This window comes from Accumulibacter sp. (assembly GCF_029255145.1).
Taxonomy (GTDB): Bacteria; Pseudomonadota; Gammaproteobacteria; order Burkholderiales; family Rhodocyclaceae; genus Accumulibacter.
Genome location: NZ_JAPUVQ010000026.1, coordinates 45,944 through 70,600 on the forward strand (window position 1 = coordinate 45,944; position 24,657 = coordinate 70,600).

Below are 24,657 nucleotides of genomic sequence, written 5' to 3' on the forward strand. Positions count from 1 at the left end.
TACGTGCGGGAAGAGTGTTTAACGGGCTTGGGAGCGATCCCAAGCCCGTCTTGCGTTCACGAGCCGCCCCCGGACTTGAGGAAAGCGTAGGCGCTCGCCATCGCCTTGATGCGGGCCTCCAGCTCTGGATACTCGGCGGAGATCGGCAACCAGGCGGCGCACATTTCCAGCGCCAAATCGACAGTCTCAGGCGGCACCTGCCCCTTGCGAAACTTGTATTCCATCACTCTAAGTACCGCTTCTAAAAGCTCTTTTTGAGAATCGAATGGAGCTTCGTCGGGCGCTGGGCCTTCCTGGCGCGATAACGTGCCAGGCTCTTCAGCCTGAGCGAGGCCGGGGGCCGTCGGCGCCTGCCGAGCGGTAGCCCGCATCGGCCCGTCGGGCCGTTCGACGCCCTCCTGCGCCTTGATCAGCGCCAGAACTTCGGGCGGCGGAATGTACGCGCGCACCACTCCTGCAGGACCCCTCCCACGCCTCTCGACAAACTCCCAACCCTTGACCCGTGGATACCAATTCTGTCTCGTCGTTGGAAATCCAGGCAGGCGCATGTCTGCCAACTCGGACACCGAATAACTGTTACGCTGAGTAACGGTTTCTGTCATGGCGTTACTGTCCAATAGTTCACATACATTCAAACAGTTAGCGATTTACATCCGCTACCACCAGAAAATTTAACTGTTACGCTTGACGCCGTGACTGTTACAGCATTACACTTTGCCGTGTCAATAACCAACAGAACTTTTGACATGGCCAAAAAACCAGCCCCCAAGAAGGACTGGACCCGCGAGTACATCAAGTACCGCCTCCGGTCCGAGTACGGCTCCATGGTGGCCTTTGCCATCCAAAAGGGCCTGAATCCTGACGTGATCAAGCGAGCGCTGCACGTCCCCTATCCCAAAGTCGAGCGGGTGATTGCCAGCGCTCTAGGCGCGACCCCGGTAGAGATCTGGCCGAGCCGTTACGACCCCGAACTGCTGCGCAGCAACTGGCGTCTCTGGCGCCGGTTAGTGAATGTGCAGTCTAGCACCGCCGCCAAGCCCGCGTTGGTCGAAACGGACCAGACAAACTGACATGAACCACTGTCACGAACCGGACCTATTCAGCGATGCGCCAGACCAGCCTGGCGGGCTGGGTTGTGCGATCGAAATCGCGGCAACGATCGCCCAGGAGATCGAATCGGCCCGGTTGAAACGTGGCCTGAGCCGCGAGTCGATCGTGCAGCAGATGAGCTTCCACCTGGGCGAGCGTCTGAGCGAGGCGACCCTCAACAGCTACACCAGCCAGGCCCAAGAGGGCAGGGAAATCAGCCTGCGGCGCGCCATGGCCTTCGATGCGGCGATCGGCAGTGACGTTCTGCTGGCTCTCTACGCCCGCAAGCGAGGCGGCCGACAGGTAGTCACGACAGAAGACGGAGCGCTGCTCGAATGGGCTCGCCTGCATCAGGAAGAGAAAGCTTTGGCGACCCGCAAGCGGGCGCTGGAGGCGATGTTAACCAGCACCTGGAGCAAGAAATGAACAAGGCAGAACGGGTGATCTGGCCTTCTGGCCGGGGCAGATGGGGGTGCTGGATGAGCACGAAACGGACGATTGGAGGTAACGGAATGAAGATCAAAACGCTGTGGACAGCCCTGGTGCTGTCCATCATCGGCCCAGCTCTCAACGAGCGGGATCGCCGCCAGGCCGAAGCCGAGCGGCTGCGTGTCGCGGCGCTGGAGAAGCGCTGGCGGGAGGCTATTGCTCCTCTTCGGGCCGCGGGTCGGGCGGAGGAACGCAATGAGTTTGAGGAGTTGTCCGCTCGCTGGAAACAACGGAGAGCCGCTCGCGCAGCGGAATCGGCCGCAGCTCCCCGCGTGCAATAGCCTGCTGAACGAAGGGCGCCAGGTGAAACCAGCTCAAGAGGTCGTCGCGCACTTTGCGCAGCCAGGGAATGGCGGGGTTCCCCTCGTCAAGCCACTCTCGCTCAACGGCGAGTGTCTCGATGTCGTAGGCCAGGTTCTTGGCCTTCTCCGGATCGTCAAACAGCTTCCGGATGACCAGTTCAAGGACATCCACGCTGGCCTCGTATCGCTTCTGAAAGCGCGAGCAGGAAGCCGCCAGCTCGGTGAGTTCTTCGGCAAGTTCTTCGGGCGTCGTTTCGGTTTCGTCTTCCATGAGGGGTCTCCGGCGAGTTTGATGGATTTGCAGATTGCGAGCCTGCCCGGCCATTTTAACGGCGCTCGATGGCCCCTCACCCTTTGTAGGTATCCCGCATGAAAACTCATTACTCGGCCAGAGAGTTGGCTGCTATGAATCTCGCGGGATACCCGATAGCCAAGAAGAACTGGCTAGCTCTGGCCGCGCGTGAGGAATGGGAAAGCCGCCCGCGCGCTGGGCGTGGTGGCGGCTTCGAATACGCCCCCCCTGCCCCCATCCTCAAGCTCATCCGGCTCAAAGAGAAGAACGAGGCGGCACTAGCCAACCCGTCGCCCGAGCAGCAGGTGCTTGCTGCCATCGTCAGCAACCTGGCCGACTTGCAGACGAAGCAAGAGGCCGTCGAAGCCGAGCGCCGGCAGAAGGGCGAAGCGATCCTGCGCGACCTCGCCGGCGGCATCTCGCCACACGCAGCCCTCTCGCTGAACGCGCATTGCGCGATCGCCGAAGGCTGGCAGGTGTGGTTCGCCAAAGCCCAACAGCCGATCAATAAATCGGCGAGCTGGGCACTCTACGCGCACGCCTACAACCTCGGCGAAATCCCGGTCTCGAAAGCCGTTCGCGAGGCGTTTCCCGATGTCTCCGGGCGCTCGGTTCAGCGCTGGGTCGGCGTCTACCAGAAGGGCAATCTCGCCGCCCTGGCCGACCGTCGCAACGGCACGGCGCTTGCCGGCAAGACCGTGTTTTCCGCGACCCCGTTGCTGGCGGCGGCGGCGAAAAAACTGATGCTCGACCGCCCCGGCATCCGCACCGGGCAGCTGCACGAGCTGTTGAAGACCGCCTCGACCGACCGCGACAGCGGCGAGCAGCTCTTCAACCCACCGAGCTACGACCAGGTGCGCCGCTACCAGCAAACCTGGATCGACAACAACCGCGAGCTGTACCTGCAGGCGACCAACCCGGACGCGTGGAAGAACCAGAGCCTGCTGGCCTATGGCAGTTGCAGCGAGGATGTGCACGGCCTGAACGACCGCTGGGAGATGGACGCCACGCCGGCGGACTGGCTGCTGCTCGATACCGACGGCAAGAAGAAGCGGCACACGGTGAGCGTGATCATCGACATCTGGAGCCGGCGCATGCTGGTGGTGGTGGCGCGCACGCCACGGACGGAGACGCACTGCTTCGCGCTGCGTCTCGCGCTGCTGTTGTGGGGCGTGCCCAAGGAAATCCTGACCGACAACGGGCAGGACTACCAGTCGGAGCACTTCAAGCACGTCCTGCAGGCGCTTGGGATCACGCATGTAACGACGCAACCCTTCTCGCCGGAAGAAAAACCCCACGTCGAGCGGGCGATCGGCACGCTGAATCACTCGATCCTGGAGCTTCTACCCCACTTTTCCGGGCACTCGGTCGCCGACAGAAAAGCCATCGAGGCGCGGCGATCGTTCGCAGACCGGCTGGCCAGGAAGGGAGAACTGGTGGACTTCGGCGAGTTGGGCATCGAGGCCATGACCGCCGAAGTGATGCAGGAGCGGATCAACACCTGGCTGGCCGGCATTTACGAGCAGCGCGAGCACGCCGGCATCGCGATGAGTCCCTTCGAAAAGGCCGCCTCGTGGACCGGCGAAGTGCGGCGGATCACGAGTGAACGCAGCCTCGACCTACTGCTGGCCAAGCCGGCCAATGGCGGGCAGCGGACGGTGCAGAAGAAGGGGATTCGGCTCGACGGCACGTGGTTCCAGGCCGCCGATCTGGCGCTGATCGACGTCGGCAGCGTGGTGGACGTGTATGAAACGCCGGATCTGGGGCGGATCGTCGTCTATTTCCGCAAGAACTTCGTCTGCATCGCCGAGGCGCCAGAGCGCACTGGCGCCGACCGGCAGCAGATCGCGGTGGCGGCCTCAAAGATACAGCGCGAACGGCTGGCCGAGCAGAAAAAGCGCCTGAAAGCCGAAACCAAGGGGCTGGCGCCGACGGCCGAGGTACTCGACCGCCTCCTCGCCGACAAGGCCGCGGCGGCCGGCAAGCTGGTGCTGGGCGATTTCGGCAAGGCCAGCGGCAAGAGCAGCACCCACAGCAGCCACGGCCTCGCCGAAGCCGGCAAGGCGAGCGACGCGCTGGCCGGTCCCAAGCCCTCCAGCCGCGCCGCCGAACTGTCGGCGCAGGCCGCCAGGGCGATGGCCGAAGCACCGACCAACGTCGCCGCATTGCCGGCCGCGCACGCACACGCCACGCCGCTGGCCGGGCTGACCAACCGCGAGAAATACGAGCTGTGGCTGCAGTACGACGCGCTGGTCAAGGCGCACGGCGGCGACGTGGAGGTGCTGGAGGAAGCCTGGCAGCGGCGCTTTTACGTCGGCTTCCAGACGATCCCGGAATTCCGCGCCGAACAGAACATGGCCAAGGCCAGAAAGGAAACGGGCACCCGCTAGAGACGGGCGCCCGCGTGTAACCGGGTGGCAAGCCACCCTCAACTGGAGATCGCATCATGACACAAAGTGCAGCACCGAGCCAAAACAGCAGCACCCCCAGCGGCGGCCAGATCGCGCCGCTGGCCAACATCGGGGTGATAGAGCAGGCCATCTACCGGCTCTCCGGCCGCGGCCCCAACGACCCCGGCATGATCGTCGTCAGCGGCCCTTCGGGCTACGGCAAGACCGTTGCCGCCGCCTGGGCGCGCATCCGGCACCGCGCCTACTACCTGCAGCTAGACGACTACGTCACCAAAAAGAGCCTGCTGGTCAATCTGTGCAAGGTGCTCAGCATCCAACCCAAGGGCGCCACCTGGGAGCTGATCGAAACCATTGCCGCACAGCTCGAGCAGGCGCGCCGGCCGCTGATCATCGACGAATTCGACTTCATCGTCGACAAGGCGATGGTGATGTCGGTCTTCAGCCTCTACGAGAAAAGCCACGCCAGCATCATCCTGGTCGGCGAAGAAGCCATGCCTGCCAAGCTCGCCAAGTGGGAGAAATTCGACGGCCGCGTGCTCGACACCCTCTACGCCGAAGCCGTTGGCCTCGACGACGCGCGCATCCTCGCCCGCCACAAGTACCCCGATTTCCCCCTTGCCGACGACCTGCTGGAGCACCTGGTCAAGATCGCCGGCGGCAGCGTGCGTCGGGTGAATAACAACATCAACCATATCCACGGCACCGGCATGTCCGAAGGCTGGGACGGCTGCGACCTCGCTCGCTGGGGCGATCGCCCGCTGCAGCAGGCCGGCGTCAAGCGGAGGGTCCGCTGATGAGCCGGCAACCCGCAGTGAACGAGCTTGCCGGCGGCAAAAGCCAGCGGCAGCGGGTGTGGGAGGCGATCCGGCGCTTTGAAGCCGAAGAGCCGAACCAATTCACCATCGAGCAGCTCTCGCGCTCGTCGAAGGTCGAGGAAGCGCCGGTGCGCGACTACCTCAAGGGACTCGAAGCCGCCGGCTACGTCGCCCATGTCGGCGTGAAGATGGATCGCAACCGCGTTAAACACGTCTACGCGCTCGCCCAGGATAACGGCGTCGAAGCGCCCCGCGTGCGCCGCGACGGCTCCGAGGTCACCCAGGGCCGCGGCACCGAGGCGATGTGGTCGGCGATGGCCACGCTCGACAGCTTCACCCACCACTTCCTCGCCGAACTCGCCGGCGTCAAACCCACCACCGCCGCCGCCTACTGCGGCGCGCTCGGCAAGGCCGGATACCTGGAGGCGATCAAGCCCGGCAAGGGCCTCGGCAAAGGCGGCGTGGCGACTCTCTGGCGGCTCGCCCACGCCCACCGCCAGAAGCCGCGCGCGCCGATGATCACCCGCCTCAAGGCCGTCTACGACCCCAACATCCACCAACTGGTGTGGGGCGAAGGCGCCGACGCCGCGGCCGACCTGGTCGAGATCGGCGGGGTGGTCGAATGAACGCGCCAATTTCCCAGGCCTACATGGCCGAGCGCTGGTTCGCCATCCTGACCGCCGCCGTCGCCGCCGATCCGCGCGGCCGCCAGGGCGTTGCCGACCGCCTCGGCGAGGGCTGCGGCCGTGCCTCGCTGTCACTGGTGCTCAACGGCAAGTACCCGGCGGGCACCGGCAACATCGCGCGGCGCGTCCTCGAAGTCTTCGACCGCTACCACTGCCCCTACCTCGGTACCGACGTGCAGGCGTCCTTCTGCATCGAGGTCAACGCCGCGCCGGTGCCCACCTGGGACCCCGCGGCGCTCGACCTGCGGCGCCGCTGCCAGACCTGCGAACACCGGCCGGGCCGGGAAGCGGAGGTGGCCGCATGAAGACCGGCTATTCAAACCTTCTCGGGGAGTACCTCGAGGCCGAGCGCATCGACTACTCCGATTGCAAGAGCTTCCAGGTGGTTTGCCCTGTTTGCCGCGAGCCAGTGTTCAAGGTGGCGCGTAAGCCTGACGCCGAGGCGCTGCACTACCTCGCCCACTATGCCGCGCAAAAGTCGTTCGCGACCGACTGCGAACTACGCGTTGGCGGCCTCGCCAAGGGCGACATGGAGCGACACAACCACGCTTCGCGGGGGCAGCGCCTTGCTTATTTTCTGAGGGTGTTGCGCCAGTTGCTAGTGGATGTGTACGAGAGCGAAGGGATCGATGTTCTGAGGCGACACAAGATGATGAATCGGTCCCCGGCGCTGACGGCTTGGCGGTTGGAAACGTTCGTCGAACTCCTTTCTCATCGCGACGAATATCTGGCGCTTTTCGATTCGATAGCCGCCGTTTACATCGATCGATTTAATCCTGAGCACATAAAAACGGATTTCTCCATACAGGTTCAAGTGCGAATCGCCAAAGACATGATGGCCAGCTTGCTCAGCTCGACTGGCCGGGAGAATTTTTTCTTCTTATGGAACCACGCCTACATCCATCAAATGGGTGTCATCGCGGCGAAGTGTCAAAGAGGACTCCCCCTGGATCATTCGATGGATGGCCACCTCTACGCCCTCTGCTGGCGCTTGCAGAGATGCGGAATGTCGGCAGGACAGAAGATCTTGCGACTAATGGCGCGCGTGGAGATGAGTCCGGAAGAAGGGTTACCGGAGGCATGTTCGATGCTGGATGCGTTGAGAGGAGAGATATCCACCGTCATGATCGGCACCCTGACCTTGCTCCCCTATTTAAAAGTCCTGACGGAGGCAAAGCTATGAGCAACGAACAAATCAACCCCGGCCACTACGGCCACCCCGGCCAGCGCAAGCCGGTCATCATCTTCGCGAGGACGAGGGCCAGCGCCGCCCCCAGGCCGGTGGTCGCCCTGCTGGCCGACTTCGCCTGCCGACTCGACACCTTGAAGAACGAATTCTCCGACCCGATCGACAAGGCCGCCCTGCGCGAGGCCGTGCAGCTGATGCACGACGTGGCGCTGTCGCACGACGATGCTGGCTCCTACGGCGTCTATGCCATCGAGCCGCTCGCCGCCGATGGCCTGAGCAGCCCGGCGCACGAAGAGGGGGAGTGGTGAGCGCCCGGCACAGCGCGCAAGACGCGCCCAGCGCCGCCGAGAGCCACGCCCGCCGCTCGTTGCTCGCGCGCATCCACTGCCTCCGCCGCGACGCCGGCTGGAGCGAAGACGAGTACCGCGACATCCTGCAGGGCCGCACCGGCAAGCGCAGCGCCGCCGATCTGGACTTCGCCGCGCTGGGCAAGGTCATCGATCAGCTCGCGCCGCTGGTCGCCAGCCAGGTCAAGGCCAGGGCGGCCAATGACTGGGCCTTCATCGACAAAGCCAGCGCCGAGAAGCGGCCGCTGCTGCGCAAGGTGTTCGCCGTCTGCCGGGCACTCGGCGCCGGCCGCCGCTACGCCGAAGGCATCGCCAAACGACAGTCGGGTGGCGTCGCCAGGCGGCTCGAAATGATGAGCTACGAGGAGTTGCACAAGCTCGTCGCGGCACTGGTCAACACCCAGCGCAGCAAGGCCGCGGCCGCCGCCAAGACCGCCGCCGTGACGCCGCCGGGAGCACAGCCATGACCGGCATCGTCATCGGTTTCCCCCTTCCGGCGCCCGTCGCGACAGCCGCCGCCCAGGCGAGTTCGCCAGCGCCGGCCGAGCCGGCCGCGCCGGTCGCAACGCCGCCAGCGGGCGTCTGGCGGCTGCGCCCCAACGGCCTGCAGATGGACTTCAAGACGCTGCTCGGCAAGCTCGAACGCACCATGGCCTGGCTCGACCGGCACCGCATCGAGGTCGTCGCCTTCTCGTGCAGCACCCTGCAGGGTGCCAAGGTCGGCGCCCGCGACAGCGGCCGCCTGCGGCAACTGCTGGCCGACGGAATGCACAGCAAGGGGCACCGGCAGTTCTCCGGCGTGCGCTTCGAACAATGGGAAGCGCGCGACCCCGTCACCGGCGTGCTGATCGTCTGGGAAGAAGAGCGGCAGGAGGGCAGGCCATGAAACGCGCCCTGTTCTACGCCCTCTACGTCCTGCTGATCGCGCTCTTCCTGGCCGCTTACTTCTTCGTCTCGCCGATCGTTCTCGGCTGGCGGCTGACGCGGCAACTGCTGCGCCTCGGCGTTACCTTCTGGGGGCGCTTCTGGCACGCCGTGGCCATGTGGCGCTACCTCAACTATCCCTGGCCGCTCGCCTGGGCCAAGGCCCGCCGGAGCGTCTGGCGATGACCGCCAAGCGCCTCTGGACGCCGGAAGAAGACCGGCAAATGCTCGCCTGGCACCGCTCTGGCGTGAGCCAGCGCGACATGGCGATCCTCCTGCGCAGCCACAAGGCCGGCATCAGCCGCCGCCTGTGCTTCCTGCTCGACGCGGAAGAGGGCCGCGTCGAGCCGAACCCGCCCACCACCACCGCCAAGCGCACGCTGCCGGCGCCGGCCGGCCCGCGTTCGCCGGGCGGTCGCAAATGCATGCGCTGCGGCCGGATCTTCCACTCGTCGCATGCCGGCAACCGGCTGTGCTACTCGTGCAAGCAGCACGGCCACAGCGCCCACCCCTTCGACCCGCGATGAGCGCACAGCCATGAGCACGCTCTTCAAGATGTTGGTCTGGTGGGCGCTCTGGATCAGCGGCTGCCGCCTCTTCGTCGACACGCTGATGCTCACCGGCCCCTGGCTGATGGCCGGCGGGGCCATCACCTTCCTGGTCTGCGACGCCATCGCCGGCGACCTCTTCGACTGATCCAACCCTCCACCCATTCACCCATCCACCCATCCACCCATCCACCCATCCACCCATCCACCCGCCCAGCCCGAAAGGAAAGCCCCATGAGTTCTGACACCGTCCTACCCAGCAGCCCCTACATGCGCGACGCCGCCGGCCGCCTCTGCCCGATCGAGACCATCAAGCCGATCGACATCGAGCGCGACAAGCTGGTCGGCGAAATCGTCGCCAAGGCCAGGGTGCTGCAAAAGCAGATCGCCGACTTCAAACAGGCCGTCTACGGCGACATCGCCGCCTTCGTGCAACTCAGCGCCGAGGAGTACAAGGTCCACATCGGCGGCCACAAGGGCAACATCACGCTCCTCAGCTTCAACGGCCGCTACAAGGTCCTGCGCGCCGTCGCCGAATTCCTGCGCTTCGACGAGCGCCTGCAGGCCGCCAAGGCGCTGATCGACGAGTGCATCACGGATTGGTCGCAAGGCAGCCGCCCCGAGATCAAGGTGCTGATCAACGACGCCTTCGCGGTCGACAAGGAAGGCAACATCAACACCGGCCGGGTCCTCGCCCTGCGTCGCCTGGAGATCGCCGACGAACGCTGGCTGCGCGCCATGCAGGCGATCTCCGAGGGCGTCCTGGTCACCGGCAGCAAGCACTACCTCCGGGTCTACGAACGCGACGCCGACGGCAAGTACCAGCCGCTCGCGCTGGACGTCTCGGCATGAACACCAAACGCCTCGCCGCCGCGATACGGCAAAACGCATCCGATCTGCGGGATCTGCGCGAAGCCTCCACCCTGCTGCGCGTACTGGCCCACGTGGTGGACGGGATGCCGTTGGCCAAAGCCTTCGGTTCGCCGGGGGACTGGGGGTACCACACCCCGATTGGCCAGGCGATCGCCGCCGCCCCCGAGCCGCCCAGCAGCGACGCCAGCGTCACCGGCGCCGACGAATGCACCCTTTATCTCAACCTGTGAAGGAGCCGCACCATGAAACAAAGTGAACTGATCATCGCCGTCGCCAATATCTCCGGCATCGGCCGCATGGTCGTCAAGGAAGTCCTCCAAACCACCGCCGATGTCGTCGCCGACACCCTCGGCCAGCCCGGCGAAGAAGATGTCGCCGTGCCCGGCTTCGGCAAGTTCAGCCCCCGCCGGCGCCTGCCGCGGCTCGGCCGCAACCCCGCCACCGGCGAAGAGATCAGCCTGCCTGGCGGGCGCGTCGCCAAGTTCTCCCCCGCCAAGCGCTTTCGCGACGAAGTCGCCGGCAAGCGCTGAACAGCCAGGCCGGCCATGGCGGGCCGCAGCGCGCCATGGCCGGCCACCCACCACCCGGAGTCTCCCATGCCCACCCACCGCCCGCCGCCGCAAAAGCTCCCGCTGACCCCGCGCCAGCTGCGCCTGATCTACCCGCTGACCAAGCAAACGCCCGCCCGGGCGCTGGCCAACGTCACGCTCGCCTACCTGATCTGGCCCGGCTGCATCTGCGAAGTCGCCCTCGAAGCGTATCTCGACACCCTCAAAGCCGTCCTCAACCCCGTCGGCCGGCCGACCATCGGCCGCCGCGGCCAACGCTGAGCCTCGCCATCATGACCACCTCGCCCGCCCGCCGCCGCACCGACCAGCCCACCGACCCGGCTCGCCCAACGCCGCCCAACCGGCTGACCATCGGCGAGGCCGGGCTGTGGATCATCCGCTGGTTCGAATGCTTCCACCCGGAGCCCTACCTGCACCGCAAGGGCTACCACGCCATCGGCTACGGCCACCGCATCCGCGACTGGGGCATCGTGCTCGTCAATCCGCCGATCGACAGAGCCTTCGCCGAGACTCTGCTACGGCGTGAAGACCTGCCGATGCTGCAGCTCTACCTTAACGCCACGACCCCCGTCGTCCTCGCCCAGCACGAATTTGACGCCCTCTGCAGCCTCGTCTTCGACGTCGGCATCAAGGCCTACGAGCGCTCGCCGCTGCGCGCCGAGATCAACCGCGGCCGGCGCGACGCCGCGGCCGCCGAGTTCGACCGCTTCGACGTGCTCGTCCTCGGCCAGCCACCGAGCCACGCCACCCGCCTGCGCCGCGACGCCGAGCGCACCCTGTTCAGCGGCGCGGCGCAGCCATGACCGAACCGCCGCCCGACGCCGACGCCAGCGCCACCGACAACCTGCCGGCCTCGGTGCGCGAGCTGATCGCCCTGATCGGCCTGGCGCCGACGCTCGCCCTGGTCAATGTCTGGGGCGGCCAGATCCTGCACGTGCCCACCGGCGACAACCCCAACAGCAAGGCGCGCCGGCGGCTGGTGGCGGTAATCGGCGACAGCGCCACCGAAGCGCTGATCTGGAACTACCCCGGCGCAAAGCTGACCATCGCCCGCTGCGTTGCCGCCATGCGCGACGAGCGCGATCGCCGGATCATCGCCGCCTACGGCGCCGGCACCCCGGTCGCCCAGCTCGTCGCCGACCACCAGCTCACCGATCGCCGGATCCGCACCATCATCAAGCGCAGCCCCGGCGACTCGGTCGCTGGCCTGGCGCCGGGGCAGGCGCGGCAGCTGGCGCTGTTCGAGGCGTGAGCCGGAGCCATGGCCACCCTGTTGACAATCCAGCAATGCCGGGCTTACAGTTCCGCGGTCGCTGCACATCAGCGATGCGGGAATGCAAGCCCGGAGATATGGCGGACAGCCGCCCACAGCGGTTTTTTTACGTCCGTCGCATGGCGTCCAAGTTTTGGGCGGCCGTGTGGGGAGGTCTTCGGGCCTGCCGGTTCCATATCCCGGTCTTGCAAACCCAACACGGTCGCCCTCCCGAATGCAAGCGGGAAGGCGGTTCACATCCGCACGATATGGAGCTCACCATGCCTCATCCCACCCCCGCGCCCGCGGCGCCCATCCGCGAACCCCTCACCCTGCAAGCCGCCCGGATCAGTTCGATCGCGGTCGCCGCCAACCTCGCGCTGTCCGGCAGCGCGCTGGCCGACCGTCGCGCCGCCGAAACGATCGCCCTCGACCTGATGGACGTCGTCGCCATCCTCGTCGCCCGCCTCGTAGCCGATGCCGAAATCCTCGAATCGCAATCGCAAGGAGCTTGACATGAAGACCCTGCACCCTGATTTATTCCCTGAAAGCAGGCTGTTTAGCCGCGATGGGGACCGGGTGTTCACCACCAGCCTGAAGGTGGCCGAGCATTTCCACAAGCAGCACTGCCATGTGCTGCGTGCTATTCGCGACATCCGTCCGCAAGTGCCTGAAGAATTTATGCTCCTCAATTTTGAGGAGTCCTCCTATACCGATGAACAGGGAAAGTTTCGGCGGATGCTGGAAATGACCCGCGACGGCTTCACACTGCTGGCCATGGGCTTCACGGGGTTGACGGCGATGCCCTTCAATCTGGCCTACATCGAACGCTTCAACGCGATGGAGGCGCAATGGCACCATCGCCGGACGATCGGCATTGCCATTCCGCCGGTGCTGACGCTCGCCGGCTATCTCGAAACCCGCGACAGCCTGAGCGATCTACGCGCCGAACTCAGCGTGCTCGACAAGCGGTTGGCCGAGGCAGAGATCCATTGCCAGCCGGCGGACATCGAAGCGATGACCAAACCCCGCCTGCAAGGTCATCATGACCGTTCAGAGGGCGAAGTTCACTCGCCCGCGACCATCAGAGCCCTGACTGCGGTCAAATAGCCCCGTTCTCCTCCTTCCAGCCCTTCCACGGCCCGCGCTGCATCGCGGGCCGGCTACGGCGCCGCGAAGCGGTGCTTCGCGAAACCCCGCCTTCGCCCCCGGCGGGGTTTTTTTATGGGCGAGCTGAAGCGCTTCAGACCAGCCCGACCTCCCGCGCGCGCATAGACTCGGCAAACGCTGTGATAACCCAAAAGCGCCCAAAAGCGCCCAAAAGCGCCCGCAGCGACCCATCAACCGCCACCGGAGGCCCGACCACCATGCCCCTCATCCGCACCATCCGCACCACTCTCCAGGCCCTGCTGCTTGCTGCCATGCTCGCCTTCGGCGGCCTGGCGCAGGCTGCCGCGCTCACCGACTACGCCGAGAACAAGTCCCTCGATGCCTTGATCCGCGGCCAGTCGCTCGGCGCCCCGGCCACCTGGTACCTCGCCCTCTACACCGACACCTGCAGCGATGCCGGGTCCGGTACCGAGGTGTCGACCTCCGGCACCGGCTACGGCCGCCAGGCGGTCACCGCCTCGCTGGCCAACTGGGCCGGCAGCCAGTCGGCCGGCAGCACCAGCGCTTCGAGCGGTACCGGCGGCACCACCAGCAACAATGGCACCATCGCCTGGTCCACCTCGACCGCTTCCTGGGGCAACGTCCAGTCGGCCGGCTGGACCGACGCCTCGACCGCCGGCAACCGCTGGATCTGCATCAACCTGACGGCGGCGCTGAACGTCACCGGCGCCGGCTTCACGGTCAGCTTCCCGGCCGCCGCGTTGACCTTCCAGATCGACAACTGATGAGCCTGCGCGACGAGATCCAGGCGCGCGTGTCGCCTGAGCTGATTGCCGGGCGCGACAGCCAGGCGATTACCGACGCCCTGAACGTCGGCCGTATTCGCCTCGCATCGCGCCTGATTACCGAGCGCGATGTTCTGGCGGGTTACGCCGACGGGCCGATAGCGGCCGACGCCGTGCTGCAAAAGATCGAGGCGTTCGCGCAGTCCGCCAGTTCGCTGGCCAGCGTCGTGCGGCGCGCCACCAGCTGGTTGGCTCCCGGCCAGGGGATCGACATCGGCCACCCGTCTACGCAGCTACTGCTGGACCAGATGGCCACGGGCGGGGTGCTGGGCGTCGACGAAGCGGAGAAGCTCAAAGCGCTGGCCGTCGAGCCTGACCCGGTGTCCGAGCTGGACGTGCGCCGCGCGATCTGGAACGACGACGGCACCTATGCACTTTAATTGATGAGGACTACAGCCATGAAATTTCTCTTTGCCCTGCTGGTTTGGGCTCTTGCCACGTGCGCGCACGCCGTCGACCTGACCCCTGCGCAGACCGCCGCTCTCAAGTCGGCCATCATTGCCGATGCCAATCTCGCGCCTCAGAAGGCGACCCGAGACACGCAGGCGATCGCCGATTACCTGAACACGGCCAGCGCCTTTGTCGTCTGGAAAACGACCGTCAGCGTCGACGAGGTCATGCGCTCGGGCATGGACTGGACACAGGTGGACAACCTGTCGGCCGGCAAGGCGCGGATTTGGGACTGGATGAGCCGGCTGGGATCGTTCGACTGCTCGAAGCCAACCATCCGGGCCGGGATCGACGCCACCTGGGTCGGAACATCTGCCGCCCTGGCGGTCAGGGCGTTGGTTTACACGCAGTGCAAACGCCCCTCGACCTGGTTCGAGAAGGTTTTCGCGACCGGCACCGGGACCGACGCAACCCCTGGGTTGCTGGTGATCGAGGCGCCGATCGATGAACTGACCATCCGCCGCCTGGCCTGGTCGGACGCCGGAGACTGGCTGCTGTGACTACGGCGACCAAGACTGCCCGTAGTATCGTCGCCTCCACCAGCAACTCCGCTGGTGGAACGACGCGGGGACGGTTGGAGTTGCTGACGGCCTTTGGCGGCATCTTGACCCTCAAGATGACCAACGGCGCCACCGGCCCGACGCTGCAGTGCAGTGCCAATGTGCTGATAGCGCATAACGCCACTCAGCCGGCAGCGGCGGCTGCTGGATCGGACTGGAAAACCCTTCTTTCCGTCGGTAACGGCACGGCCTCGAACACCGTCGGCGAATACAGTCTCAATGTGTCGTCCGCCGTAATGCAACTGGAAGTCGAATTCACCGGCAACACCGGGCAGGCGGTGACGGTCGAGGCCCACTTCAGCGAACTGAGCAGCGTTTCCTGATGTTCCTGCCGTCCGACAACCGCTTGCTGCCGCAGGACATTGCGGACCTTGATCCGCGCTATGGCGTCCGGGCGTGCATCAATATCGGCTCGGGCTACCTGGATCTGATCAAGAAATCGACCTTTGTGGTCCACCCGAGCTTCTCCAGAGCTGCGGACAAGCTGGGCCTCAGAAGCTCGCAAAACTCCGGCTCGTACGCAGTCAGCATTCCGTCCGGGGTGGTCAATGGCGAAGCTGTCTCCTTTCTGGTCGTAGCCCAGGCGGCAGCTGGGCAGTGCCGGCACGGCATTTCGAGCGCGGTCGATGGCTACGGGACGCCGCGGATCTACTGTACAAACGGCGTATTGGAGGCCAGAGCCACGGTTGCCGGTAATACGAATATCGCCATTACCGGACCGACCATTGCGTACGATAGCGACTACGTCGGCATCGTTCGCTGGCGTCCGGGAGTGGGTCTGGCCGCGTCGTTCAACGGCGCGGCGGTACAAACCAGTGCCAATTCGGCCACGACCCTTTATGTGTCCCCGGATCTGCTGTGGTATGGCGCTTCGACTGCTACCAGAGCCTATCTGGTAGCGGCTCTCGGCGATGTTTCGGATGCCGATATGCGCTATCTGTCGGCCAATCCGGCCGCGATCTTCAGATCACAGCCGCCTGTGATCTGGTTCGGTGGCGGATCATCCGACCTCGCCGGCGCCGCCTCCGGCGGCGCCATCGCCTCCGGCTCGGGCGCGCTGTGGGCCGACATCGCGCTGGCGGGCGTCGGCGTCGCGGTTGCCGGCGGTGCCGCCAACGCGGCCGCCGCCGTATCCCTGTCGGCGACCGGCTTCTCGGTCGCCGGCGGCGCGGCGAACGGCACCGCGACGGTGCAGATCAGCGCCAGCGGCCTGGCGGAAGCGGCCGGTTCGGCCGGGCTGTCGGCCAGCGTGCTGCTGGCCGGCGCCGGCGCCGCGCAAGCTTCCGGCAACGCCACCCTGGCGGCAGCGCTGACGGCGCTGGCCGACGGCGCCGCGCAGGCCAGCGGCTCAGGCGCGCTGGTGGTCAACGTCCAGCTGGCCGGCGCCGGCGCTGCGGTTGCCGGTGGTTCGGGCACCCTCTCGGGCGGTCCGGTCGGCGCCATCAGCGGATCCGGCAACGCCGACGCCTCGGGTTCCGGCGCGCTCACCGTGTCGGTGGCGGTCAGCGCCGCCGGTTTCGTTCAGGCGATGGGCGCTGGCGCGCTGTGGGTCAGCGTCCAGCTCGCGGCGTCTGGCGGGGCGATCGCCGGCGGTACGGCGAATCTGACCCTCGCTGGCGTCGCGGTGTTGGCCAGCGACGCGCGGTACATCGCCCGCCGGCCGCGCCGCGCTTACCTCTCGGCCAGGGCGCGGCGCTCGTATGAGGCCCGCTACTGATGCGCACCGCGTTTCCCGCCAAGGACCAGGCCGAGGTGCTGGTGGTGACTTTCGACTTCGCCTCGGAGGTCGATCCCGGCGAAACCATCGCCGCCGCGCCGCCGGTCTCGTCGTCGCTGCTCAGCGGCAGCGACCCCAACCCGGGCGACGTCCTCGCCGGCTCGCCGACGGTATCCGGCGCCGCGGTCCTGCACGCGGTGCACGGCGGCGTCGATGGCGCGGCCTACCTGCTGCGCTGCCAGGCGACGCTGTCGCCGACTGGCCGGGTGCTGGTGCTGACGGCGACGCTGCCGGTGCGCACCGCATGAGCGACGCATGAGCGACATTTTCGACCGCGCCACCGAACGCGAACAGGAGCTGCGCGACGACGCCCTGGCGGCTCGCGAGCGCCGCGCCAGGGCCGGCCGGGCCGCCGTTTCGGCCGCGTCCTGCGCCGTCTGCGAGCAGCCGATACCCGAATCCCGCCGCCAGGCGCTGCCTGGCGTCCAGACCTGCGTCGAGTGCCAGGCGGACCTCGAACACGCCCTCCAAAGCAAAGGATACTGATGGACCAACAGACAATCATGCTCGGCCTCGGACTGGCCAACTTCGGGCTGACCTGGGGGCTGGCGGCATACATGTACATCGTCAACCAGAACAAGGTTACCAACGACCGCCTGAGCGCCATGGAAGACGACCTGGTCCGGAAGTACGAGCAGCACGCCGAGCGCCTGGCCGGCCTCGAGGTCACCCTGCGCGCGCAGCCGACCCACCGCGACGTGGGGATGCTCTACGAGTCGATCAACAAGCTGGCCAGCACCGTCAATCAGCTGGTCGGCGAGACCAAGATGCAGAGCGACGTCATCCGCATGATGATGAACACCATGGTCAGCAACGGCTTGGGAGCCGCACACGAAGGGGCACACCGATGACCGCGCTCGACAAGAAACGCGCCAGCAGCCTGCTGGCGAGCCTGCTGTTTCACGACGGCACCTGCAACCCGCGCGACCTGCGGGACGACCTGGAGCGGGTGCACGGCATCGTAGCCACGCTCGCCCGTGTCTGCACCGACCTCATCTGGCTGGACGACGTCGGCCTGATCCAGTACCGCTACCAGATCGCCATGCTCACCGAAGAGGGCCGCGACGTGGTCGCCGGTCGCCGGCAGATGCCATGAGCCCACGGCGGAAGGCAGTGCCCTGATGGCCCATAGCCCCGAACTGCGCATGCAGCTGCGCGCCGCCTACATCGGCGGCCTGCCGCTCGAGCAGGCCGCCGAGAAGGTCGGCGTGCCGGCCGGCACGGCGCGCAACTGGTACCGCGCCGCGCGCGATGCCGCCGACGACTGGGACAAGTTCCGCGCCGCCTCGCTGATCGTCGCCGGCGGCGGCATCGAGCAAGCCCTGGGCCGGATCATCGCCGCCGGCCTGATGCGCTGCGAAGCGCTGCTCGAAAAAACCGCCGATGCCGCAGACCCCTTCGAGGGCGTCAAGGCGATGGCCACGCTCGGCGACACCATCGCCAAGCTGCGCGCTGCGGCCAAGAGCTTCATGCCCGAGATCAGCGCGGCCGCGGTCGCTGCCGACACGCTCAAGGCGCTGGCCCACTGGACCGGCGACACGGCGCCAGCACGCGGGATCGTGCTGGCCGACCTGCTCGAACCGTTTGCGGCCGCGCGCCAGCTGCCGATCGCGGCGCAGCTGGAAGAATTGCGCGCCCGCGCCCGAGCGGCCGGCGCCGTCGATACCACCCGCTCGGGCGGCCTCTCCGACGACTCCGCGGAGCAGATTCGCATGCGGCTCCTCGGCGTTAAATGATCCCGCCCATTCACGACCCGGCCGCGTTGCGCGAAGCCCGCACGCCGATGGCGCTGCTGCCCTACCAGCAGCGCTGGGTGAAGGATGCCGCGTCGGTCAAGGTGATCGAGAAAAGCCGCCGGATCGGCCTGTCGTGGGGAGAAGCCGCCGATACCGCGCTGCTCGCCGCCCGCCAGTCCGGCATGAACGCCTTCTACATCGGCTACATGAAGGAGATGGCGCAGGAGTTCATTCGCGACTGCGCCGAATTCGCCAAGGCCTACACGCTGGCCGCCGACGAAATCTCCGAGGCCGAGGAAGTCTGGCAGGAAGGCGAAGAGAAGAAGTCGATCTTCATCTATACCCTGCGCTTTCAGTCCGGCTGGCGGATCGAGGCGCTGTCCTCGGCGCCGCGCAACCTGCGCGGCAAGCAGGGACGGGTGATCCTCGACGAGTACGCCTTCCACAACGACCAGCAAGAGCTGCTCAAGGCCGCGCTGGCGCTGCTGATCTGGGGCGGCCAAGTGCATGTGATTTCGACGCACAACGGCGTGGACAACCCGTTCAACGCGCTCTGCCAGGACATCCGCGCCGGCAAGAAGCCGTATGCGCTGCACCGGGTGACCTTCCAGGATGCCGTCGACGCCGGCCTCTACGAGCGCGTCTGCCTGCGCACCGGCCAGCCGCCGAGTGCCGCGGGCCAGGCCGCCTGGGTGCGGGGGATCTACGACCAGTATGGCGGCGACGCCGAGGAGGAGCTGGACTGCGTGCCGAGCAACAGCGGCGGCGCCTGGCTGTCGCGGGCGCTGATCGAAGCGCGCATGGTCGACGCCCCAGTGCTGCGCTGGAAGCCGCCGGCCAAGGACTACGCGCTGTGGCCCGAGCACCTGCGCAGCGCCGAGATGCGCGACTGGCTCGACACCCACGCGCGGCCGCTCCTGGCCACGCTCGACCCCTCGCTGCGCAGCGGCTTCGGCATGGACTTCGGGCGCAGCGGCGACCTCTCGGTGCTGCTGCCCTACCAGATCATCCAGGCGCTGCGGCGTCGCTTTCCGTTCGCGCTGGAGTTGTCGAACTGCCCGTTCGACCAGCAACGCGAGGCGCTCTACACCATCGGCGACGGCCTGCCGCGGCTGTCGGCCGGCAAGCTCGACGCGCGCGGCAATGGCCAGTATCTGGCCGAGAAGGCGGTGCAGAAGTGGGGCGCCGCGCGCATCGAGGCGGTGATGCTCTCGCTGGCCTGGTATCGCGACCACACCGCGCCCTTCAAGGCGGGGCTCGAAGATGCCACCATCGAGCTGGTGCGCGACGCCGACCACCTTGACGACCTGCGCGCCTTCCAGGTCGTCAAGGGCATCCCGCTGTTGCCCGATAGCCGCAGCAAAGGCCAGGACGGCAGCCAGCGCCACGGCGACGCCGGCGTCGCCTACCTGCTGGCCTACGCCGCCAGCCGCAGCGACGCCACCGCCGTGACCAGCGGCTTCGAGTCGGTGCCCAAGCGCGGCCGCCGGGACGACGACCGCGACACCCGGAACCCCTCGAGGAGAATGTTCTGATGCCCAAACTCGTCGACCAATACGGCCGGCCCATCGACCAGGGCGCCCTGCGCGAGCCGCAGACGGCACGCGTGGCCACGCTGCAGAACCAATACCTGGACGGCCAGCTCGACGGCCTCGGCCCCCGGCGGGTGGCGAGCCTGCTGCGCGCCGCCGACGACGGCGACCTCTGGGCACAGCACCGGCTGTTCGCCGACATGGAAGAGCGCGACGCGCACCTCTATGCCGAGCTCGGCAAGCGCCGGCGCGCGCCGCTGTGCCTCGACTGGACGATCGAGGCGCCGCGCCAGCCGAGCGCGGCCGAGAAGGCCCACGCCGAATGGCTCACCGAAGTGCTGACCGACGCCGCCGACCCCTTCGAGGAGCTGCTGGTGGCCCTGATGGATGGCGTTGGCCACGGCTTCGCGCCGGTCGAGCTCGAATGGCTCAAGAACGGCCGCGAGCTGCTGCCCGCGTTTCATCCCCGGCCGCAGGAATGGTTTCGCCTGGATACCGCGCGCCGCGCGCTGCGCCTGCGCGACGACTCGGCCGACGGGGCGCCGCTGCAGCCGTTCGGCTGGGTGCTGCACACCTACGGCAAGGCCAAGACCGGCTACCTCGGCCGCATGGGCCTGCATCGCGTACTGGTCTGGCCGTTTTTGTACAAGACGTTCGCCATTGGCGACTTCGCCGAATTCCTCGAAACCTTCGGCCTGCCGATGATCACCGGCAAGTATTTCTCCGGCGCCACCGATGACGAGAAGGCCAGCCTGCTGCGCGCGGTCACCGCCCTCGGCCACGACGCGCGCGCGATCATGCCGGCCGAGATGGAACTGGAGATCCAGAGCGTCACCGCCAGCGGCGCCACCTCGCCGCACCTGGCGATGGTCGATTGGGCCGAGCGCAGCCAGTCGAAGGCGATCCTCGGTCAGACCATGAGCGCCGAGGCCAAGGCCACCGGCATCGGCAGCGGCAATGCCGATCTGCATGACGAGGTGCGGCACGACATCCTCAAGGCCGACGCGCGCCAGATCGAGGGCACCATCACCCGCGACCTGCTCTATCCGTTGATCGCCCTCAACCGCGGCGGCATCGACAGCCTGGCTCGCTGCCCGCGCCTGGTGTTCGACACCGGCGAAGCCGAGGACCTCGCCGCCTACGCCGAGAGCCTGCCCAAGCTGGTGGGCGTCGGCATGAAGAAGATCCCGGTCGCCTGGGTGCACGAAAAGCTGCGCATCCCCGAGGCCGCCGAAGGCGAAGAGACGCTCGCCAGCGCCGCGCCGGCGGCCGCCGACCCGCAGACCGCCGGCGCCGGCCAACCGCCGCGGCCGCCGGCCAGGCCGGGCCAGGCGCTGCGCGCCGACGACGCCGCGCCCGATCCCGGCAAGAAGAGCCCTGCCGCGCTCGCCGCACTCGCCGCGGCGGCCCGCGCCGCCGCCGAGCGCGACGCCCTGGAAGAGCTCGCCGAGCGGATGGGCGACGACTGGCAGCCGACCGTCGACGGCCTGCTCACCCCGATCGATGATCTGGCCCACCAGGTCAGCACCCTCGAAGAATTCCGCGACCGCCTGCCCGAGGCGATCGCCCAGATGGACGCCCAGGCCGTCGCCGAGCTGCTCGCCCGTGGCCTGTTCAGCGCCTACGTCGCCGGGCGGGCGGTGCCGGGGGGCCAATGACCGAGAGAATCTCGCCGTCGACCGGATTCGCGCCGCTGTACTGTGGCATGTACCCGGAACTGGCCACCCTGGTACGGGAGCATGGCTACGCTCTAGCGGTACATGGGAGCCTGCAACGCGATTTCGACCTGATTTGCATTCCGTGGGTCGCCGAGCCGAGTGAACCGGACGTGGTGGTGACGGCGATTACCGAGACGTTTTCAGTACAGCGAGTGGGTGACCCCGATACCACACATCATGGCCGGAAGAGATGGACATTGGCGATCAGCTTCGGCGAGTGTTTCATGGATCTGTCGTTCATGCCGAAGTTGATGCCCAGCGCATGATTGACCTCGCCCTCAAGCTCCTGCCCCCCGCGGAGGCCGTCAACTACTTCCGCCAGAAGGGCTACCGGATCGGCTTCTCGTATCTCGACGTCTGGCAGCAGCAGCACCAGGCCGCCTTTACCGTGGCCAAGGCCATGAGCCTCGACCTGCTGGTCGACATCCGCGCCGAAGTCGACGCCGCCCTGGCCAACGGCACCACCCTGCAGACCTTCATCGACACTCTGCGCCCCAACCTGGTCCGGCGCGGCTGGTGGGGCAAGCAGGAAATCATCGACCCCCAGACCGGCGAGAAGGTGCTCGCCCAGCTCGGCAGCCCGCGCCGCCTGAAAGTGATCTACGACACCAACCTGCGCACGGCGCACGCCGAAGGGCAGTGGCAGCGCATCCAGTCGGCCAAGGCGACGCTGCCGTACCTGCTCTACGACCATGTCCCCAGCGCCCACGAGCGCCCCGAGCACGTCGCCTGGGATGGCCTGGTGCTGCCCGTCGATGACCCCTGGTGGCAGCGCCACCTGCCGGTCAAGGCCTGGGGCTGCAAGTGCCGCGTCATCCAGCTCGGCGAGCGGCAGCTCAAACGCCTGGGCAAGGCTGTCGACACCGCGCCCGCGGAGACCTGGAACGACTACACGAATGCGCGCAGCGGCGAGACGCAGCGCGTTCCGGCCGGCGTGGACCCGGCGTTCCACTACCCGCCGGGCGGGCGGCTGGGCAGCCTCGGCAAACACCTGGCCGAGCGCGTCGAACGCGCCCCCGCTGGCCTGGGCGCCGCCGCCTTCGCCAGCGCGGCGGAGAGCCTGCCGGCGCTGATGCAGGACTACACCGCCTGGGTCAACGCCGTCGAAGGCGGTGGCGCCAAGGGCCTGGGCGGCCGGCGCGTGATCGGCGCCGTGTCGCCGCCGACGCTCGCCGCGCTCGGCCGCGCCGGCATGCCGCTGGAAAGCGCCGGGGTGTCGGTCGAGCAGCGCGAGATCAGCCACCTCTTCGCCGCGGAGCGCAAGGCCGAAAAGGCGGTACCGCGCGAGTGGGTCTATGGGCTGCCGGAACGCCTGGCGCAGCCGGACGCCGTGATCCACGACGCCACGCCGGGCCGGGAAGCGCTGCTGTATGTCTGGCGGATCGGTGACGAGCGCTATGTGCGGGTGGCCGTTCGGCCGAACTTCCGGCTGAAGGGCGAGGCGTACACCAATGCGGTGCGCAGTGCGCAAGTGGTCGAGCGGGCCAACCTCACCGGCCAGGCGTTTACGCTGCTGGAAGGATCGCTGTAACCGGCGGGCGGGACGCCCTCCTGGTCGAACCAGGCACCCCCGCATGACCGTCAGGCCCGAAGCCCTACGATATCTGACGACGCTTTTCCAGACCCTCGCGCCGGTCGCAGCACAGTCAGTATAGAACACCACCCCGGCGAAAAAAACCCCGGCACGGGGCCGGGGCTCAGAATCGCGATTTAAGGCGCCGGACGTGTCCGGGCAGCCTCAGGTATTCCCCACGAAAAACACCCGCGTTAAACGGGTTACAACTTTTGAACTAGAGGCATTCGCGGTTTGCCGGTGGATCCCGCTGTGCTTCAATCCCCGCCGGCCGCTCCATTTTGCTCAGGCGGTGCTCGATCCGCCGCAGCGCCTGGCGGATCGAGCGAAATTTAACGCGGGCTCATTGACGCGGGAACGGGTTGTGATAACGTGTGGTCCAGAGCAAGGCCGCCTTTGACGCGGCTTTTTGCACGCCCACCGTGGTCAAACGAAGCCGTCGCTGGCGTAATGGAGGGCCTCACCCATGAAGCACCGATTGGATCCAAGCGTCGCGCTGAAGGAGACGACCACCGCCCTGTCAGGCAGAACGGAGCGCCTATTGACGCCGGACCAACGCCGTGCAGACATCAAGGCGTTTGGTCGGGAAATCCGCGACTCGAAACAAAGCGCCGCCGACTTTCTGCGCCGGGCCGGGCTCATCGATGAGTCGGGACAGCTCACCGATCCGTACCGCCGGTAATGCCGGGCCTGACCCCGGAAAGCGAACACCGCCAAGATTGCCGTTCGGCGCCGGAGATCCTATACTTTGGCCATGGATGACAAAACCGCTGCCGTTCTTGGCGAATTGATCCAGTCGCAATCTTCCTTGTTGCGGCTGGTGTTGATGGTCGGCTTCAGCGTGTCAAATGAACCGCTGCACCAGGCCATGAAGCCGATGGCCGAACAGGTGACGGCGCATCTCGAAAACGCCGTGAAGCTTTTGAACGATGCCTCCTGATCCGGTCAGTTTAGATTCCCGCCTCTCTGAGGTAGAGCGCCAGGTGCGCGACGGGCGGCTGCATGCCCGCCGGGGCGGCGGCGATCCTCCGTCTGGCCTTGAGCCGCGCGTGGCCCGCATGGAGGCCTCTGTCGCCCACATCGAGCGCGACATTTCCGATATTCGCACCGACCTCAAGGATCTACGCAAGGCCGACGAGATGAACTTTCGCCTGCTATTTGGCGCCATGATCGCCCTTGCCATCGGCCTGGCCGGCCTCATCGCCAAGGGCTTCCACTGGCTCTAGCGCGTAGCGCGTAGGTTGGGCTGGCCGCAAGAAACCGTAGCGGGGAAAACCGGGGCAGACCCCGGGAACGTTTGCCCTTCGGGTCAGCGCCATTCGCGCAGCTGCTCGCGCACGGCGATCGCTTCGCGGAGCGCGTGCAGCAGGCGGGCGCGCTGGCACCACGGACAGGGGTATTTGTGGCCGCCACCGTGCGGCCGGCAGGAGGCGGCGAAGCGCCCCGGCTTGCCGCGTTTCTCGTAGCTCTTGCGATGCTCGCGGCCGCTCCGGATAGCCTTGTCCAAACTCATTCCTGCCTCCGATCATGGATGGGTGATCCGGATTGTCGCGCGCGCGTGGGTTGCGAA

Annotated in this window: 41 protein-coding genes; 38 read left to right on the forward strand and 3 right to left on the reverse strand. The window is 66.9% G+C overall.

The features are described 5' to 3' along the window. Window positions 1-56 precede the first annotated feature (56 nt). Complete coding sequence (locus tag Q1L50_RS02210; RefSeq protein ID WP_300335568.1) at window positions 57-602, reverse strand: hypothetical protein; 546 nt, start codon at window positions 600-602, stop codon at window positions 57-59. 144 nt (window positions 603-746) lie between these two features. Between Q1L50_RS02210 and Q1L50_RS02215 the strand changes: the two genes are divergently transcribed. Together Q1L50_RS02215 and Q1L50_RS02220 are read left to right on the forward strand one after the other, a co-directional pair. Beyond that, the gene (locus Q1L50_RS02215) at window positions 747-1,070 is read left to right on the forward strand and encodes a helix-turn-helix domain-containing protein (RefSeq protein WP_300335570.1); all 324 of its coding nucleotides are present in this window, start codon (window positions 747-749) and stop codon (window positions 1,068-1,070) included. Between the two features lies 1 nt (window position 1,071). Next, entirely contained in the window at window positions 1,072-1,515 is a 444-nt protein-coding gene (locus Q1L50_RS02220) for a hypothetical protein (protein ID WP_300335572.1), read from the forward strand. Window positions 1,516-1,731: 216 nt separating this feature from the next. Here Q1L50_RS02220 and Q1L50_RS02225 read toward each other — a convergent pair whose 3' ends face one another. Beyond that, window positions 1,732-2,151: a hypothetical protein gene (locus tag Q1L50_RS02225; protein WP_300335573.1), complete on the reverse strand. Its 420-nt coding sequence runs from the start codon at window positions 2,149-2,151 to the stop codon at window positions 1,732-1,734. A gap of 98 nt (window positions 2,152-2,249) precedes the next feature. On the opposite strand from Q1L50_RS02225, the gene Q1L50_RS02230 reads away from it, so the two are divergent. From Q1L50_RS02230 to Q1L50_RS02405, 36 genes are all read left to right on the forward strand, one after another. After that, window positions 2,250-4,562, forward strand: a complete 2,313-nt coding sequence (locus Q1L50_RS02230; RefSeq protein WP_300335575.1) for a transposase family protein — start codon at window positions 2,250-2,252, stop codon at window positions 4,560-4,562. Window positions 4,563-4,618: 56 nt separating this feature from the next. Continuing rightward, a complete protein-coding gene (locus Q1L50_RS02235; protein WP_300335576.1) occupies window positions 4,619-5,377 on the forward strand; it encodes an ATP-binding protein in 759 nt (252 codons plus the stop codon). After that, window positions 5,377-6,024, forward strand: coding sequence for a hypothetical protein (locus tag Q1L50_RS02240; RefSeq protein WP_300335578.1), 648 nt, complete (start codon window positions 5,377-5,379; stop codon window positions 6,022-6,024). The genes Q1L50_RS02235 and Q1L50_RS02240 overlap by 1 nt, the downstream gene beginning before the upstream one ends. Next, window positions 6,021-6,389: a LacI family transcriptional regulator gene (locus Q1L50_RS02245; RefSeq protein WP_300335580.1), complete on the forward strand. Its 369-nt coding sequence runs from the start codon at window positions 6,021-6,023 to the stop codon at window positions 6,387-6,389. Before Q1L50_RS02240 ends, Q1L50_RS02245 begins: the two co-directional genes overlap by 4 nt. After that, window positions 6,386-7,267, forward strand: a complete 882-nt coding sequence (locus Q1L50_RS02250) for a hypothetical protein (protein ID WP_300335581.1) — start codon at window positions 6,386-6,388, stop codon at window positions 7,265-7,267. The genes Q1L50_RS02245 and Q1L50_RS02250 overlap by 4 nt, the downstream gene beginning before the upstream one ends. After that, window positions 7,264-7,581 (forward strand): hypothetical protein, encoded by a 318-nt coding sequence (locus Q1L50_RS02255; RefSeq protein WP_300335583.1) that lies wholly within the window; start codon window positions 7,264-7,266, stop codon window positions 7,579-7,581. Before Q1L50_RS02250 ends, Q1L50_RS02255 begins: the two co-directional genes overlap by 4 nt. After that, window positions 7,578-8,087 (forward strand): phage protein GemA/Gp16 family protein, encoded by a 510-nt coding sequence (locus Q1L50_RS02260; protein WP_300335585.1) that lies wholly within the window; start codon window positions 7,578-7,580, stop codon window positions 8,085-8,087. Before Q1L50_RS02255 ends, Q1L50_RS02260 begins: the two co-directional genes overlap by 4 nt. Then, window positions 8,084-8,506 (forward strand): hypothetical protein, encoded by a 423-nt coding sequence (locus Q1L50_RS02265; protein ID WP_300335586.1) that lies wholly within the window; start codon window positions 8,084-8,086, stop codon window positions 8,504-8,506. The genes Q1L50_RS02260 and Q1L50_RS02265 overlap by 4 nt, the downstream gene beginning before the upstream one ends. Next, window positions 8,503-8,730, forward strand: a complete 228-nt coding sequence (locus tag Q1L50_RS02270; RefSeq protein WP_300335588.1) for a hypothetical protein — start codon at window positions 8,503-8,505, stop codon at window positions 8,728-8,730. Before Q1L50_RS02265 ends, Q1L50_RS02270 begins: the two co-directional genes overlap by 4 nt. Then, the gene (locus Q1L50_RS02275) at window positions 8,727-9,071 is read left to right on the forward strand and encodes a hypothetical protein (protein ID WP_300335589.1); all 345 of its coding nucleotides are present in this window, start codon (window positions 8,727-8,729) and stop codon (window positions 9,069-9,071) included. The genes Q1L50_RS02270 and Q1L50_RS02275 overlap by 4 nt, the downstream gene beginning before the upstream one ends. 10 nt (window positions 9,072-9,081) lie before the next feature. Next, window positions 9,082-9,240, forward strand: coding sequence for a hypothetical protein (locus tag Q1L50_RS02280; protein WP_300335590.1), 159 nt, complete (start codon window positions 9,082-9,084; stop codon window positions 9,238-9,240). Window positions 9,241-9,326: 86 nt separating this feature from the next. After that, window positions 9,327-9,944 carry a DUF3164 family protein gene (locus Q1L50_RS02285; RefSeq protein ID WP_300335591.1) on the forward strand — a complete coding sequence of 206 codons (618 nt, stop codon included), beginning with the start codon at window positions 9,327-9,329 and terminating at the stop codon, window positions 9,942-9,944. Next, window positions 9,941-10,195 carry a hypothetical protein gene (locus Q1L50_RS02290; RefSeq protein WP_300335592.1) on the forward strand — a complete coding sequence of 85 codons (255 nt, stop codon included), beginning with the start codon at window positions 9,941-9,943 and terminating at the stop codon, window positions 10,193-10,195. The genes Q1L50_RS02285 and Q1L50_RS02290 overlap by 4 nt, the downstream gene beginning before the upstream one ends. 12 nt (window positions 10,196-10,207) lie before the next feature. After that, window positions 10,208-10,495: an HU family DNA-binding protein gene (locus Q1L50_RS02295; protein ID WP_300335594.1), complete on the forward strand. Its 288-nt coding sequence runs from the start codon at window positions 10,208-10,210 to the stop codon at window positions 10,493-10,495. A 66-nt stretch (window positions 10,496-10,561) separates the two neighbouring features. Continuing rightward, the gene (locus Q1L50_RS02300) at window positions 10,562-10,795 is read left to right on the forward strand and encodes a hypothetical protein (protein ID WP_300335595.1); all 234 of its coding nucleotides are present in this window, start codon (window positions 10,562-10,564) and stop codon (window positions 10,793-10,795) included. 11 nt (window positions 10,796-10,806) lie between these two features. Further along, window positions 10,807-11,337, forward strand: coding sequence for a lysozyme (locus Q1L50_RS02305; RefSeq protein WP_300335596.1), 531 nt, complete (start codon window positions 10,807-10,809; stop codon window positions 11,335-11,337). Further along, window positions 11,334-11,786, forward strand: a complete 453-nt coding sequence (locus tag Q1L50_RS02310; RefSeq protein ID WP_300335597.1) for a Mor transcription activator family protein — start codon at window positions 11,334-11,336, stop codon at window positions 11,784-11,786. Before Q1L50_RS02305 ends, Q1L50_RS02310 begins: the two co-directional genes overlap by 4 nt. A gap of 281 nt (window positions 11,787-12,067) precedes the next feature. After that, the gene (locus Q1L50_RS02315) at window positions 12,068-12,301 is read left to right on the forward strand and encodes a hypothetical protein (protein ID WP_300335599.1); all 234 of its coding nucleotides are present in this window, start codon (window positions 12,068-12,070) and stop codon (window positions 12,299-12,301) included. A gap of 1 nt (window position 12,302) precedes the next feature. Next, window positions 12,303-12,896 (forward strand): Rha family transcriptional regulator, encoded by a 594-nt coding sequence (locus tag Q1L50_RS02320; protein ID WP_300335601.1) that lies wholly within the window; start codon window positions 12,303-12,305, stop codon window positions 12,894-12,896. 257 nt (window positions 12,897-13,153) lie between these two features. Then, complete coding sequence (locus Q1L50_RS02325; protein WP_300335602.1) at window positions 13,154-13,681, forward strand: hypothetical protein; 528 nt, start codon at window positions 13,154-13,156, stop codon at window positions 13,679-13,681. Next, window positions 13,681-14,121, forward strand: a complete 441-nt coding sequence (locus tag Q1L50_RS02330; protein ID WP_300335604.1) for a hypothetical protein — start codon at window positions 13,681-13,683, stop codon at window positions 14,119-14,121. The genes Q1L50_RS02325 and Q1L50_RS02330 overlap by 1 nt, the downstream gene beginning before the upstream one ends. Before the next feature lie 18 nt (window positions 14,122-14,139). After that, the gene (locus tag Q1L50_RS02335; protein ID WP_300335605.1) at window positions 14,140-14,691 is read left to right on the forward strand and encodes a hypothetical protein; all 552 of its coding nucleotides are present in this window, start codon (window positions 14,140-14,142) and stop codon (window positions 14,689-14,691) included. A 74-nt stretch (window positions 14,692-14,765) separates the two neighbouring features. Further along, window positions 14,766-15,074, forward strand: coding sequence for a hypothetical protein (locus Q1L50_RS02340; protein ID WP_300335607.1), 309 nt, complete (start codon window positions 14,766-14,768; stop codon window positions 15,072-15,074). Then, on the forward strand, window positions 15,074-16,468 hold the full coding sequence (locus Q1L50_RS02345) for a hypothetical protein (protein WP_300335608.1): 1,395 nt from the start codon (window positions 15,074-15,076) through the stop codon (window positions 16,466-16,468). Before Q1L50_RS02340 ends, Q1L50_RS02345 begins: the two co-directional genes overlap by 1 nt. After that, a complete protein-coding gene (locus Q1L50_RS02350) occupies window positions 16,468-16,776 on the forward strand; it encodes a hypothetical protein (RefSeq protein ID WP_300335610.1) in 309 nt (102 codons plus the stop codon). Before Q1L50_RS02345 ends, Q1L50_RS02350 begins: the two co-directional genes overlap by 1 nt. A 7-nt stretch (window positions 16,777-16,783) precedes the next feature. Beyond that, on the forward strand, window positions 16,784-17,014 hold the full coding sequence (locus tag Q1L50_RS02355) for a TraR/DksA C4-type zinc finger protein (RefSeq protein WP_300335611.1): 231 nt from the start codon (window positions 16,784-16,786) through the stop codon (window positions 17,012-17,014). After that, window positions 17,014-17,379: a hypothetical protein gene (locus tag Q1L50_RS02360; protein ID WP_300335612.1), complete on the forward strand. Its 366-nt coding sequence runs from the start codon at window positions 17,014-17,016 to the stop codon at window positions 17,377-17,379. Before Q1L50_RS02355 ends, Q1L50_RS02360 begins: the two co-directional genes overlap by 1 nt. Continuing rightward, window positions 17,376-17,624: a hypothetical protein gene (locus Q1L50_RS02365; RefSeq protein ID WP_300335613.1), complete on the forward strand. Its 249-nt coding sequence runs from the start codon at window positions 17,376-17,378 to the stop codon at window positions 17,622-17,624. The genes Q1L50_RS02360 and Q1L50_RS02365 overlap by 4 nt, the downstream gene beginning before the upstream one ends. A gap of 25 nt (window positions 17,625-17,649) precedes the next feature. Next, the gene (locus Q1L50_RS02370; protein WP_300335615.1) at window positions 17,650-18,264 is read left to right on the forward strand and encodes a DUF1804 family protein; all 615 of its coding nucleotides are present in this window, start codon (window positions 17,650-17,652) and stop codon (window positions 18,262-18,264) included. Further along, entirely contained in the window at window positions 18,261-19,799 is a 1,539-nt protein-coding gene (locus Q1L50_RS02375) for a terminase family protein (RefSeq protein WP_300335617.1), read from the forward strand. The genes Q1L50_RS02370 and Q1L50_RS02375 overlap by 4 nt, the downstream gene beginning before the upstream one ends. Next, a complete protein-coding gene (locus Q1L50_RS02380; protein ID WP_300335619.1) occupies window positions 19,799-21,454 on the forward strand; it encodes a DUF935 domain-containing protein in 1,656 nt (551 codons plus the stop codon). Before Q1L50_RS02375 ends, Q1L50_RS02380 begins: the two co-directional genes overlap by 1 nt. Further along, complete coding sequence (locus Q1L50_RS02385; protein WP_300335620.1) at window positions 21,451-21,780, forward strand: hypothetical protein; 330 nt, start codon at window positions 21,451-21,453, stop codon at window positions 21,778-21,780. Before Q1L50_RS02380 ends, Q1L50_RS02385 begins: the two co-directional genes overlap by 4 nt. Then, entirely contained in the window at window positions 21,777-23,045 is a 1,269-nt protein-coding gene (locus Q1L50_RS02390) for a phage minor head protein (protein ID WP_300335621.1), read from the forward strand. The genes Q1L50_RS02385 and Q1L50_RS02390 overlap by 4 nt, the downstream gene beginning before the upstream one ends. Before the next feature lie 508 nt (window positions 23,046-23,553). After that, window positions 23,554-23,769 carry a hypothetical protein gene (locus Q1L50_RS02395; RefSeq protein ID WP_300335622.1) on the forward strand — a complete coding sequence of 72 codons (216 nt, stop codon included), beginning with the start codon at window positions 23,554-23,556 and terminating at the stop codon, window positions 23,767-23,769. Between the two features lie 66 nt (window positions 23,770-23,835). Further along, complete coding sequence (locus Q1L50_RS02400) at window positions 23,836-24,027, forward strand: hypothetical protein (protein ID WP_300335624.1); 192 nt, start codon at window positions 23,836-23,838, stop codon at window positions 24,025-24,027. Further along, a complete protein-coding gene (locus Q1L50_RS02405; protein WP_300335626.1) occupies window positions 24,017-24,313 on the forward strand; it encodes a hypothetical protein in 297 nt (98 codons plus the stop codon). The genes Q1L50_RS02400 and Q1L50_RS02405 overlap by 11 nt, the downstream gene beginning before the upstream one ends. A gap of 83 nt (window positions 24,314-24,396) precedes the next feature. Here the strand turns inward: Q1L50_RS02405 and Q1L50_RS02410 are convergent, their stop codons facing one another. Continuing rightward, a complete protein-coding gene (locus Q1L50_RS02410) occupies window positions 24,397-24,600 on the reverse strand; it encodes a hypothetical protein (RefSeq protein WP_300335628.1) in 204 nt (67 codons plus the stop codon). Window positions 24,601-24,657 lie beyond the last annotated feature (57 nt).

Coding starts and splice junctions, on each gene's coding strand:
- Q1L50_RS02210 (WP_300335568.1), bottom strand. CDS start 602: ATGACAGAAACCGTTACTCAGCGTAACAGTTATTCGGTGTCCGAGTTG.
- Q1L50_RS02215 (WP_300335570.1), top strand. CDS start 747: ATGGCCAAAAAACCAGCCCCCAAGAAGGACTGGACCCGCGAGTACATC.
- Q1L50_RS02220 (WP_300335572.1), top strand. CDS start 1,072: ATGAACCACTGTCACGAACCGGACCTATTCAGCGATGCGCCAGACCAG.
- Q1L50_RS02225 (WP_300335573.1), bottom strand. CDS start 2,151: ATGGAAGACGAAACCGAAACGACGCCCGAAGAACTTGCCGAAGAACTC.
- Q1L50_RS02230 (WP_300335575.1), top strand. CDS start 2,250: ATGAAAACTCATTACTCGGCCAGAGAGTTGGCTGCTATGAATCTCGCG.
- Q1L50_RS02235 (WP_300335576.1), top strand. CDS start 4,619: ATGACACAAAGTGCAGCACCGAGCCAAAACAGCAGCACCCCCAGCGGC.
- Q1L50_RS02240 (WP_300335578.1), top strand. CDS start 5,377: ATGAGCCGGCAACCCGCAGTGAACGAGCTTGCCGGCGGCAAAAGCCAG.
- Q1L50_RS02245 (WP_300335580.1), top strand. CDS start 6,021: ATGAACGCGCCAATTTCCCAGGCCTACATGGCCGAGCGCTGGTTCGCC.
- Q1L50_RS02250 (WP_300335581.1), top strand. CDS start 6,386: ATGAAGACCGGCTATTCAAACCTTCTCGGGGAGTACCTCGAGGCCGAG.
- Q1L50_RS02255 (WP_300335583.1), top strand. CDS start 7,264: ATGAGCAACGAACAAATCAACCCCGGCCACTACGGCCACCCCGGCCAG.
- Q1L50_RS02265 (WP_300335586.1), top strand. CDS start 8,084: ATGACCGGCATCGTCATCGGTTTCCCCCTTCCGGCGCCCGTCGCGACA.
- Q1L50_RS02270 (WP_300335588.1), top strand. CDS start 8,503: ATGAAACGCGCCCTGTTCTACGCCCTCTACGTCCTGCTGATCGCGCTC.
- Q1L50_RS02275 (WP_300335589.1), top strand. CDS start 8,727: ATGACCGCCAAGCGCCTCTGGACGCCGGAAGAAGACCGGCAAATGCTC.
- Q1L50_RS02280 (WP_300335590.1), top strand. CDS start 9,082: ATGAGCACGCTCTTCAAGATGTTGGTCTGGTGGGCGCTCTGGATCAGC.
- Q1L50_RS02285 (WP_300335591.1), top strand. CDS start 9,327: ATGAGTTCTGACACCGTCCTACCCAGCAGCCCCTACATGCGCGACGCC.
- Q1L50_RS02290 (WP_300335592.1), top strand. CDS start 9,941: ATGAACACCAAACGCCTCGCCGCCGCGATACGGCAAAACGCATCCGAT.
- Q1L50_RS02295 (WP_300335594.1), top strand. CDS start 10,208: ATGAAACAAAGTGAACTGATCATCGCCGTCGCCAATATCTCCGGCATC.
- Q1L50_RS02300 (WP_300335595.1), top strand. CDS start 10,562: ATGCCCACCCACCGCCCGCCGCCGCAAAAGCTCCCGCTGACCCCGCGC.
- Q1L50_RS02305 (WP_300335596.1), top strand. CDS start 10,807: ATGACCACCTCGCCCGCCCGCCGCCGCACCGACCAGCCCACCGACCCG.
- Q1L50_RS02310 (WP_300335597.1), top strand. CDS start 11,334: ATGACCGAACCGCCGCCCGACGCCGACGCCAGCGCCACCGACAACCTG.
- Q1L50_RS02315 (WP_300335599.1), top strand. CDS start 12,068: ATGCCTCATCCCACCCCCGCGCCCGCGGCGCCCATCCGCGAACCCCTC.
- Q1L50_RS02320 (WP_300335601.1), top strand. CDS start 12,303: ATGAAGACCCTGCACCCTGATTTATTCCCTGAAAGCAGGCTGTTTAGC.
- Q1L50_RS02325 (WP_300335602.1), top strand. CDS start 13,154: ATGCCCCTCATCCGCACCATCCGCACCACTCTCCAGGCCCTGCTGCTT.
- Q1L50_RS02330 (WP_300335604.1), top strand. CDS start 13,681: ATGAGCCTGCGCGACGAGATCCAGGCGCGCGTGTCGCCTGAGCTGATT.
- Q1L50_RS02335 (WP_300335605.1), top strand. CDS start 14,140: ATGAAATTTCTCTTTGCCCTGCTGGTTTGGGCTCTTGCCACGTGCGCG.
- Q1L50_RS02345 (WP_300335608.1), top strand. CDS start 15,074: ATGTTCCTGCCGTCCGACAACCGCTTGCTGCCGCAGGACATTGCGGAC.
- Q1L50_RS02350 (WP_300335610.1), top strand. CDS start 16,468: ATGCGCACCGCGTTTCCCGCCAAGGACCAGGCCGAGGTGCTGGTGGTG.
- Q1L50_RS02355 (WP_300335611.1), top strand. CDS start 16,784: ATGAGCGACATTTTCGACCGCGCCACCGAACGCGAACAGGAGCTGCGC.
- Q1L50_RS02360 (WP_300335612.1), top strand. CDS start 17,014: ATGGACCAACAGACAATCATGCTCGGCCTCGGACTGGCCAACTTCGGG.
- Q1L50_RS02365 (WP_300335613.1), top strand. CDS start 17,376: ATGACCGCGCTCGACAAGAAACGCGCCAGCAGCCTGCTGGCGAGCCTG.
- Q1L50_RS02370 (WP_300335615.1), top strand. CDS start 17,650: ATGGCCCATAGCCCCGAACTGCGCATGCAGCTGCGCGCCGCCTACATC.
- Q1L50_RS02375 (WP_300335617.1), top strand. CDS start 18,261: ATGATCCCGCCCATTCACGACCCGGCCGCGTTGCGCGAAGCCCGCACG.
- Q1L50_RS02380 (WP_300335619.1), top strand. CDS start 19,799: ATGCCCAAACTCGTCGACCAATACGGCCGGCCCATCGACCAGGGCGCC.
- Q1L50_RS02385 (WP_300335620.1), top strand. CDS start 21,451: ATGACCGAGAGAATCTCGCCGTCGACCGGATTCGCGCCGCTGTACTGT.
- Q1L50_RS02390 (WP_300335621.1), top strand. CDS start 21,777: ATGATTGACCTCGCCCTCAAGCTCCTGCCCCCCGCGGAGGCCGTCAAC.
- Q1L50_RS02395 (WP_300335622.1), top strand. CDS start 23,554: ATGAAGCACCGATTGGATCCAAGCGTCGCGCTGAAGGAGACGACCACC.
- Q1L50_RS02405 (WP_300335626.1), top strand. CDS start 24,017: ATGCCTCCTGATCCGGTCAGTTTAGATTCCCGCCTCTCTGAGGTAGAG.
- Q1L50_RS02410 (WP_300335628.1), bottom strand. CDS start 24,600: ATGAGTTTGGACAAGGCTATCCGGAGCGGCCGCGAGCATCGCAAGAGC.